At 74.3% G+C, this 10,183-nt stretch carries 1 protein-coding gene; it reads right to left on the bottom strand.

Going from position 1 to position 10,183, the window contains the following annotated elements; genetic code table 11:
* Window positions 1-18 precede the first annotated feature (18 nt).
* Window positions 19-9,696 (bottom strand): SDR family NAD(P)-dependent oxidoreductase, encoded by a 9,678-nt coding sequence (locus ACIGXW_RS18285; protein ID WP_399573921.1) that lies wholly within the window; start codon window positions 9,694-9,696, stop codon window positions 19-21.
* Window positions 9,697-10,183 lie beyond the last annotated feature (487 nt).

Below are 10,183 nucleotides of genomic sequence, written 5' to 3'. Positions count from 1 at the left end.
GGTTGGTGCCTTTACCTCTTAGCGCGACAGCTCGTTGTCGAGAGCATCGAAAAGGTCGTCGTCGGAGATCTCGTCGAGATCGTCGGCGGAACCGTTGGCGGTGGGGGAGTCCTGCAGGGCGTTCCACTTGCGCAGGAGCGCCTCCAGACGGGCTGTGATCTTCGCGTGGGCCTTGCCGTCGCCGGAGAAGGCGGACATCGCCGCGTCCATGTGGTCGGCGTCCGCGAGGATGCGGACCTCCGGGTCGGCCTCTTCGGGGACGAAGGTGGCCAGCAGGAGATCGACGATGGCGTCGGGCGTGGGGTAGTCGAAGATCAGCATGGCGGGCAGCTTGAGCCCGGTGGCGGTGTTGAGCCGGTTGCGCAGCTCCACGGACGTGAGCGAGTCGAAGCCGAGCTGCTTGAACTCCTGGTCGGTGGCGACCGTTTCGGGCTTCGGGTGGCCGAGCACCGCCGCGATCTCCGTACGGACCACGTCCTTGAGCGTTTCGCGCCGGTCCTGCTCGGACAGCGGCGCGAGCCGCTCGGGCCAGGAGGCGGCGCCCGCACCGGCGGCCGCGGCCACCGTGCGCCGGGCGGCCGGGACCCGCACCAGCTCCCGCAGGAGGGCGGGCACGCCGGTCGCCGTCGTGTCCTCGCGCAAGCGGGTCACATCGAGCGGCAGCGGGGCCAGGAGGGACTCGGTGGCCTGCCAGGCCGCGTCGAACAGCGCGGTGCCCTGGGCGGAGGAGATGGCCTTGAAGCCGGACCGCTCCAGGCGGTTGCGGTCGTTCTCCCCCATGTTCCCGGAGATGGCGCTGGTCTCCTCCCACAGGCCCCAGGCCAGGGACGTGGCGGGCAGGCCCTGGGCGCGGCGGTGCTGGGCGAGGGCGTCCAGGAAGGTGTTCGCCGCCGCGTAGTTGGCCTGGCCGGCGTTGCCGATGAGCCCGGCGATGGAGGAGTACAGGACGAACGCCGACAGGTCCATGTCGCGGGTCAGCTCGTGCAGGTTCCAGGCGGCGTCCACCTTCGGACGCAGCACGGAGGCGATCTGCTCGGGCCGCAGCGAGGAGACGATCCCGTCACTGGCCACGCCGGCGGTGTGGACGACGGCGGTCAGCGGGTGCGCGGCGGGCACGGTGGCCAGCAGCGCGGCCAGCGCGTCGCGGTCGGACGTGTCGCACGCGGCGATGGTGACCTGCGCGCCGAGCGCGGTGAGTTCGTCGCGCAGCGCGTCCGCGCCCTCGGCCTGCGGGCCGCGGCGGCTGGTGAGCAGCAGGTGCCGCACCCCGTGCCGCGCGACCAGGTGCCGTGCGACCAGGGAGCCGAGCGTGCCCGTACCGCCGGTGACCAGGACCGTGCCCCCGGCAGCGGGAGCGCTCGGCACCGTGAGCACGATCTTGCCGATGTGCCGGGCCTGGCTGATGTACCGGAACGCCTCCGGTGCCCGCCGGATGTCCCACACCGTGACGGGCAGGGTCTCAAGCGCGCCCGCCTCGAACAGCTCGACGAGCGCGAGCAGCATCCGCTGGATGCGGTCCGGCTCGAGCCACATCAGGTCGAACGCCTGGTACGCCGCGTCGGGAATCGACTCGGGCTCGCGGATGTCCGTCTTGCCCATCTCCAGGAACCGCCCGCCCGGCCGCAGCAGCCGCAGCGAGGCGTCCACGAACTCGCCGGCCAGCGAGTTGAGGACCACGTCGACGCCGTCGGCGCCCGCCGCCCGCAGCTCCCGGCCGAAGCTCTCCTCGAACCCGAGGTCGCGGGAGGAGGCGATGTGCCGGTCGTCCAGGCCCAGCGAGCGCAGCGTGTCCCACTTGCCCGCGCTCGCGGTGCCGAAGACCTCGGCGCCCAGGTGGCGGGCCAGCTGCACGGCGGCCATGCCGACGCCGCCGGCCGCCGCGTGCACCAGCAGCCGCTCGCCCCGGCGCAGGGAGCCCAGCTCCACCAGGGCGTGATAAGCCGTCAGGAACACGGCCGGCACCGACGCCGCGCGGGCGAAGGTCCAGCCGGCGGGGATGCGCACGAGCAGCCGGTGGTCGGCGACCGCGACCGGCCCGAACGCGCCGGTCAGCAGGCCCATCACCCGGTCGCCCGGGGCCAGAGAGGCCACGCCGGGACCGACCTCGGTGACCACGCCCGCGCCCTCGATTCCGGGCGGGCCGGCCTCGCCGGGGTAGAGCCCCAGCGCGTTGAGCGCGTCGCGGAAGTTCAGCCCGGCGGCGCGTACGGCGATCCGTACCTGTCCCGGCTCCAGGGGCGCCAGGGACTCGGCGTGCGCCCGCAGCGACAGGGCGTCCAGCGAGCCGTTGGCCGCCACCTCCATGCGCCAGGCGGCCTCGCCCTCGGGGGCCTGCAGCAGCCCCTTGCCGGAGTGCCGGGCCAGGCGGGCGGCGAGGACCGTGCCGCCGCGCAGGGCGAGCTGCGGCTCGTCGCAGGCCGACGCCAGGGCCACCGCCGTACGCAGCGACGACCACCCGGCCTCCGGCCCGGCGGCCGGCAGCTCGCGGGCGTCGAGGTCGACCAGGACGAACCGGTCGGGGTGCTCGGTCTGCGTGGAGCGCAGCAGGCCCCACACCGCCGCCGTCGCGACGTCGGCGACCGCCTCGTCGGGACCGGCGGCGACCGCACCGCGGGTGAGCACCACCAGGCGCGCGGCGTCGAACCGCTCCGCCGCCACCCAGTCCTGCACCACGGTCAGCACGCGCCGCGCCGCGGCGTGCGCGTCGGTCACCACGTCGGCGCCCGCGTCCCCCAGGCAGGGGAGGAGGACGACGTCGGGCACGGGAGCTCCCTCGTCGACGGCCCGGGCGAGGGCGGCCACATCGGCGTACACCGGCGAGGCGGCCGGCCACGGGCCCGGCGCGCCGGCACCGAGGACGGCCGGGGCCGCCTCCGGCAGACGGGCGTCCTCGGGCAGCGCGACCTCGGTCCAGTCGATCCGGAACAGCGACTTGTTGCCGCCGCCGGAGGCGCCCGGCCGGCCGGGCGCCATGGCGCGCAGCGCCAGCGACCCGACCGTGGCGATCGGCGCCCCCGTGGCGTCGGCCAGCGTGATGGACACGGCGTCCGTGCCGGTGGGGCTCAGCCGTACGCGCAGCGCGGTGGCGCCGGTGGCGTGGACGGCCGCACCGGACCAGGCGAAGGGCAGCCGCACCCCGTCCGCGGAGTCCAGGACCAGCATGTGCAGGGCGGCGTCCAGCAGCGCGGGGTGCACGCCGTAGCCGGCGGTGTCCGTGCCGTCGGCGAGGTGCACCTCGGCGTAGACGTCCCGGCCGAGCCGCCAGGCGGCCCGCACTCCCTGGAAGGCGGGGCCGTAGGCGTAGCCGCCCGCCGCCAGGTCCGCGTACAGGCCGGCCACGTCGACGGGGGTGGCCTCCGGCGGCGGCCAGGCGCCGCCCAGGCCGGCCGGTTCGGCCGCGCCGCCGTCGGCGAGGACGCCGGAGGCGTGCCGGGTCCACTCCGCCGCGTCACCGGTGGTGTCCGGTCCACCCGCGCTCTCGGCGGGCCGCGAGTGGATCGTCACCGACCAGCGGCCGGGCTCGGCGGCGTCCACCGCCACCTGCAGGTCCACGGCCGACTGCTCGGTGAGCACGAGCGGCGCCTCGAGGGTGAGCTCCTCGACCACGCCGGAGCCGACGAGGTCACCGGCGGCGACGGCCAGGTCCACGAACGCGGTCCCGGGCAGCAGCACCGCTCCCGCGATCGCGTGGTCGGCCAGCCAGGGGTGGGTGCGCAGCGAGATCCTGCCGGTCAGCAGCCCGCCCTGCCCGTCGGGACGGGAGAGGGCCGCGCCCAGCAGCGGGTGACCGGCCGCGGTCAGCCCGGCGGCCGTGACGTCGGTGGCGGGCGCCGACTCCATCCAGTACGTCTCGTGCTGGAAGGCGTAGGTGGGCAGGGCCACCGGGGACGCGCCGGGGAAGACGGCCCGCCAGTCCAGGCCGGCGCCGCGCGCGAGGGCGTGGCCCAGCACGGCGGCCACCGCGGCGACCTCGGCACGCCCCGCGCGCAGGCTCGGCACGGCGACTACGCCGGCCTCGGCGCCCTCGGCGGCCTCGCCCAGGCAGTCGTGGGCCATGCCGGTCAGCACCCCGTCGGGGCCCAGCTCGACGAGCGTGCTCACGCCGTGCCCGGCGAGGCAGGCGACGCCGTCGAGGAACCGGACCGGCTGCCGGATGTGGGACACCCAGTACGCGGGCGACCGCAGCTGCTCGACGGTGGCCAGCCGGCCCGTCACGTTGGAGACGACGGGGACGGCCGGCTCGTCGAACCGCAGCCCGTCCAGGACGGCGCCGAACTCCTCCAGCGCGCTGTCCATGTGCGCGGAGTGGAAGGCGTGGCTGACCCGCAGCCGCTTGGTCTTGCGGCCCGCGCGGTCGAACCGCTCGGCGACCTCGTCGGCGGCCCCGGCGTCACCGGAGATCACCACCGACCGGGGGCCGTTGACCGCGGCCACCGCGACCCGGTCGCCGTAGCCCTCCAGCGCGGCCAGGACCTCTTCCTCGGACGCCTGGACGGCGACCATGGCACCGTCGCTCCGGGCGGCCTGCATCAGCCGGCCCCGGGCCGCCACCAGCACGGCGGCGTCCCGCAGCGAGAGGACCCCGGCCACGTGGGCGGCCGTCACCTCGCCGATGGAGTGCCCCAGCAGATAGTCCGGCCGCAGACCGTAGTGCTCCATGAGCCGGAACAGCGCGGTCTCCACGGCGAACAGCGAGGCCTGCGCGAACACGGTCCGGTTCAGCAGCTCCGCGTCCTCGCCGAACACCACCTCGCCCAGCGGGCGCGGCAGTTGCCCGTCCAGCTCGGCGCACACGGCGTCGAAGGCCGCGGCGAACACCGGCGACGCCTCGTACAGCTCCTTGCCCATGCCGAGCCGCTGCGCGCCCTGGCCGGTGAACAGGAACGCCAGCTTGGCCTCCCGGCCGCCCTGCGGGGCCTCGGACCGCACGATTCCCGCGTGGGGGGCGCCGTGTCGGAGCGCCTCGAGTGCGGCGGTGTGGTCGGTGGTGATGACGGCGCGGTGGGGGAAGTGGGTGCGGGTGGTGGCGAGGGAGTGGCCGATGTCCGCGGGGTTGTGGTGGGGGTTGGTCTGGAGGTGGTGCTGGAGGCGTGCCGCCTGGTCCTGGAGAGCCTGGGGCGACTTGGCGGTGAGGAGCCAGGGGGTGACGGCGGTACGAGGCGCGGGTACGGGTGCCTGAGCGGCTTCCGCGCCGTCCGCGGCCTCTTCGGCCTCTTCGAGGATCAGGTGGGCGTTGGTGCCGCTGATGCCGAAGGAGGAGACGGCCGCGCGCCGCGGGTGGTCCGTCTTCGGCCACGCGTGGTCGTCGGTCAGCAGCTCGATGGCGCCGGCTTCCCAGTCGACCTTCGCGGTGGGCTCGTCGACGTGCAGGGTCCTGGGCAGCTTCGCGTGGTGAAGCGCCATGACCATCTTGATGATGCCGGCGGCGCCCGCGGCGGCCTGGGTGTGGCCGATGTTGGACTTGATGGAGCCGAGGTAGGCGGGTGCGCCGGTGGTGCGGTGCTGGCCGTAGGTGTTGAGGAGTGCGTGGGCTTCGATGGGGTCGCCGAGGGTGGTGCCGGTGCCGTGGGCCTCGATGGCGTCGACGTCGGCCGGTGCGAGGTTGGCGTCGGTCAGGGCGGCGCGGATGACGCGTTCCTGCGAAGGGCCGTGGGGTGCGGTGAGTCCGTTGCTGGCGCCGTCCTGGTTGACGGCGGTGCCGCGGATGACGGCGAGGACGGGGTGGTTGTTGGCGCGGGCCTGGGAGAGGGGTTCGAGGAGCAGCATGGCGCTGCCCTCTGCGAAGCCGGTGCCGTTGGCGGTGGAGGCGAAGGCGCGGCAGCGCCCGTCGGCCGACAGACCCCGCCGGCGACTGAACTCCACCATGGTCCGCGGCGTCGCCATGACCGTGGCGCCGCCGGCCAGGGCCATGCCGCACTCGCCGCGGCGCAGGGCCTGGACGGCGAGGTGGGTGGCCACCAGCGAGGAGGAGCAGGCGGTGTCGACGGTGATCGCCGGCCCCTCCAGCCCGAAGGTGTAGGCGATACGGCCCGAAGCGACGCTGTTCTCGTTGCCGGTGAGCAGGTGCCCCTCGTATTCGACGGGAACCACGGGCGGCTCGTAGTGGTTGCGCATCACACCGGCGAACACGCCCGTGTCACTGCCGCGCAGCGTGCCCGGGTCGACCCCGGCCCGCTCGATGGCCTCCCAGGCGTTCTCCAGCAGCAGGCGCTGCTGGGGGTCCATCGCCGCGGCCTCGACCGGGCTGATGCCGAAGAACGCCGCGTCGAAGCGCCCCGCCTCGTGCAGGAACCCGCCGCCGGTCGCGTAGAACTTGCCCGACGCGTAGGGGTCGGGGTCCGGGTCGTAGAGGGCCTCCAGGTCCCAGCCGCGCTCGGTGGGGAAGCCCGAGATCGCGTCGGTGCCCTCGGACACCAAGTGCCACAGGTCCTCGGGCGAGTTCACGCCGCCCGGGTACCGGCAGGCCATGCCGATGATCGCGATCGGCTCCTGGTCGTCGACGGGACCGCGCCGTGCCACGGCGGCATCGCGGTGCTCGCCCGTCGCCTCCGCGCGCAGCCGGTCGGTCAGCAGGCCGGGCGTGGGGAAGTTGAAGATCAGGGTGGGGGAGAGGTGCAGCCCGGTCGCGGCGGTGAGCCGCTCCAGGAACTCGACCACGCCCACCGAGTCGAAGCCCAGGTCCTTGAACGTCCGCGTGGGGTCCACCGCTTCGGGCCCGGCGTGGCCCAGGACGGCCGCCGCGGTGGAGCGCACGAGGTCCGCGAGCTCCTCCCGGCCGTGCGCCCGCACACGATCGCCGGGCTCGGCGGCGGCCTCCTCGGAGGAAGCGGGCGGCGCGGCCAGGTGGGTGCGCCGCCAGTCCGCCAGCGCGGGCAGGACCTCCCGCAGCGCCGTGCGCCGCTCCTCGTCCATGCCGAGCGCGTCGGCCAGCGCCGCCGCGTCGGCGCGCTCCACCGCCTGCCAGAAGGGGGCCTCGGCGGCACCGGCCCGGGCCGTGCCCTCCAGCCAGTGGCGCTGCCGCTGGAAGCGGTAGGTGGGCAGCGCGACCCGGCGTGCCGGACGGTCGCCCAGGCCGGCGCGCCAGTCGACGTCCACGCCGCGTACGTACAGCTGTGCCACGGACGTCAGCAGACGGCGCAGGCCGCCCTCGTCGCGCCGCAGCGTTCCGACGACCGTCGCCGGATGCGTCCGGCCGTCGCCGGCGGCCTGCCCGTCCACGGTCGGCTGGAGCGCCGTCGTGAGCACGGGGTGGGCGCTGACCTCGACGAACGTCCGGTGGCCGTGCTCCAGCAGGGTGCGGGTGGCGTCCTCGAACCGTACGGGCCGGCGCAGATTGCCGTACCAGTAGTCGGCGGTCAGCTCCGCGGTGTCCAGGGCCTCGCCGCTCACGGTCGAGTAGAAGGCGATCTCGCCCGACCGGGGAGCGATGCCGGCCAGGGCCTCCAGCAGTTCCTCGCGCAGGACCTCGACGTCGGCCGAGTGGGAGGCGTAGTCGACGGGGATCACACGGGCCCAGGAGCCCTCGGCCTCGCACTCGGCCACGAGCTGCTCGACGGCCTGTGCGCTGCCCGAGACCACGGTGGAGAAGGGCCCGTTGACGGCCGCGATCTCCAGCCGGCCCTCCGCCGTCCGCAGCTTGTCGCGGACCTGCTCCACCGGCACCGAGAGGGTGGCCATCGCGCCGGTGCCCGTGAGGCGGGCCAGGGCCAGGCTGCGCAGGGCCACGATCTTCGCCGAGTCCTCCAGTGACAGCGCCCCGGCCACGTACGCGGCCGCGATCTCTCCCTGGGAGTGCCCGACCACGGCGTCCGGGTGCACGCCGAAGGAGCGCCAGACGTCGGTGAGCGCGATCATGACGGCCCACAGGGTGGGCTGGACGACGTCGACGCGCTCGAGCGCCGGAGCGCCCGGTGCCTCGTTCAGCACGTCGGTCAACGACCAGTCCACGTATGGTCGCAGCGCCTGGTCGCAGGCGGCGATCCGGTCCCGGAAGACGGGGGATCCGGCGAGCAGCTCACGGGCCATGCCGGCCCACTGCGAGCCCTGCCCGGGGTAGACGAACACCGTCTTCCCCGGTTCGCCGGCCGTGCCCCGCACCAGCGCGGCGTCCGTGCCGTCCACCGCTACGGCATCCAGAGCCCGCGCGAACTCCTCCTGCTCGGAGGCGATCACGACGGCACGGTGCTCCCAGGCGCCTCGCGTGGTGGCCAGGGACAGCGCCACGTCGGCCGGGCGGAGCCCGGGGGCGTCCGCGAGGAACTCCCGCAGGTGCCCGGCCTGGGCGCGCAGCGCCAGGGGGGTGCGGCCGGAGACCACCCACGGCACGACGCCGTCCCCGCCCGTGCCGCGGGACTCCCGCTCCGCGCCCGCCGGGGGCTCGGACACGACCACGTGGCAGTTGGTGCCGCCGATGCCGAACGAACTCACACCGGCGACGAAGGAACCCGCCTCACCACCCCATACGGCGTCGTCCGCCCTCGCGTCCGTCACCACGCGGAGCTTCCACTCGGCGAGCGGGATGTCCGGGTGCGGCGTCGTGAAGTTGAGGCTGGGGGCCAGGTTCCGGTGCTTGATGCACAGGGCCGTCTTCACCAGGCCGACCACGCCGGCGGCCGCCTCGAGATGCCCCACGTTCGTCTTGGCCGAGCCGACGAGCAGCGGCGACGCGTCGGTGCGCGGGGTTCCGAGCACGGCGCCCAGCGCGGCGGCCTCGACGGGGTCGCCGACCTTGGTGCCGGTGCCGTGCAGTTCGACGTACCGCACCTGGTCCGGGCCGATGCCCGCCCGCTCGTAGGCGAGCCGCAGCACGTCCTCCTGTGCGGAGCGGTTGGGGACCGTCAGGCCGTCGCCGCCGCCGTCGTTGTTCACCGCGCTGCCGCGTATCACGCAGTAGACGGAATCGCCGTCGGCGAGGGCGCGGGAGAGGGGCTTGAGCACCACGACCGCGCCGCCCTCGCCGCGCACGTAGCCGTTGGCCCGGGCGTCGAAGGTGTGGCAGCGGCCGTCGGGAGAGAGCGCGCCGAGCCTGGCCATGCCGATCGCGGCATCGGGCAGCAGGTTGAGGTGCACACCGCCGGCCAGCGCCAGGTGCGACTCGCCGCGCCGCAGGCTCTCGCACGCCATGTGCACCGCCGCCAGCGACGACGCCTGGCCGGCGTCGACGGTCAGGCTCGGGCCGCGCAGGCCCAGGGCGTAGGACACGCGGTTGGCGATGATGCCCCGCTGGGCGCCGGCGACCGCGTGCGGGCTCCGGGTCGCGGTGCCGCTGCGGTCGAGGAGGGTGGCGTAGTCGTTCGACGCCGCGCCGATGAAGATGCCGGTGGGGCCGCCGCGCCACTGGCCGGAGACGATCCCGGCGTCCTCCAGCGCCTCCCAGCTCAATTCCAGGACGAGCCGCTGCTGCGGGTCCATGACGGCGGCCTCGCGGGGCGAAATTCCGAAGAACCCCGCATCGAATTGATCGACGTCGTCCAGGAAACCGCCCCGGCGCGTACGGTCCCTCAGCTCGTCGGGAAGGTCCGCGGCCGACCACGCGTCCTCGGGCCAACGCCCCGGGGGAACCTCACCGATGGCGCTCTCGCCACGGCTCAGCAGGCGCCAGAACTCCGCGGGACCGGCCGCTCGCGGAAGGCGGCAGGAGAGGCCGACCACCGCGATGTGATCTTCCTGCGTCAGGTTCTCTTCCGAGGTGTTCATTCCCGAGGTGTTCCGTTCCGAGGCAGAGTCGGAAAACACGTCGTGCAGGTCGGTCACTGCGCCCCTCATTCACCATGGCGATGCGCGGGCGTCAACTGGTAACAGCCCAAGTCCGAATTGGAATATCAGCGCACGCGGCTCTGTGGCGCGCGCGGCTCGAATACACGTGAAACGGGACCCCTGTCGCGTCCGCGAGTCCCCCGACTCCCCCTGTCAGTAACGCCTGGCGGCTTCAGTCGCGAGAGGACGTCGTACAGGGGTGCCGTCACCAAGTCGTCCGCCCCCCGTGGCGTCGCGCCGCCGAACCGCGCGATTCAGACACTGTCATGAGGGGGCATGTCTTGGGCAAGGGTTGATCCAAAGTAACCGTCGAGATCGAGCCACCGAGAGTCCGGTGGTAGTACGGGGAAAAATGCCCCATGAAGGAAGGTTCCCCTCGGTGACAGTGGCCCAGGTGTCCGGAAAGGGGCGGGTGGGGCGGTCGCGT

The sequence above is a fragment of the Streptomyces sp. NPDC053079 genome, assembly GCF_044546695.1.
Lineage (GTDB): Bacteria > Actinomycetota > Actinomycetes > Streptomycetales > Streptomycetaceae > Streptomyces.
This window is presented reverse-complemented; position numbering and strand designations above follow the sequence as displayed.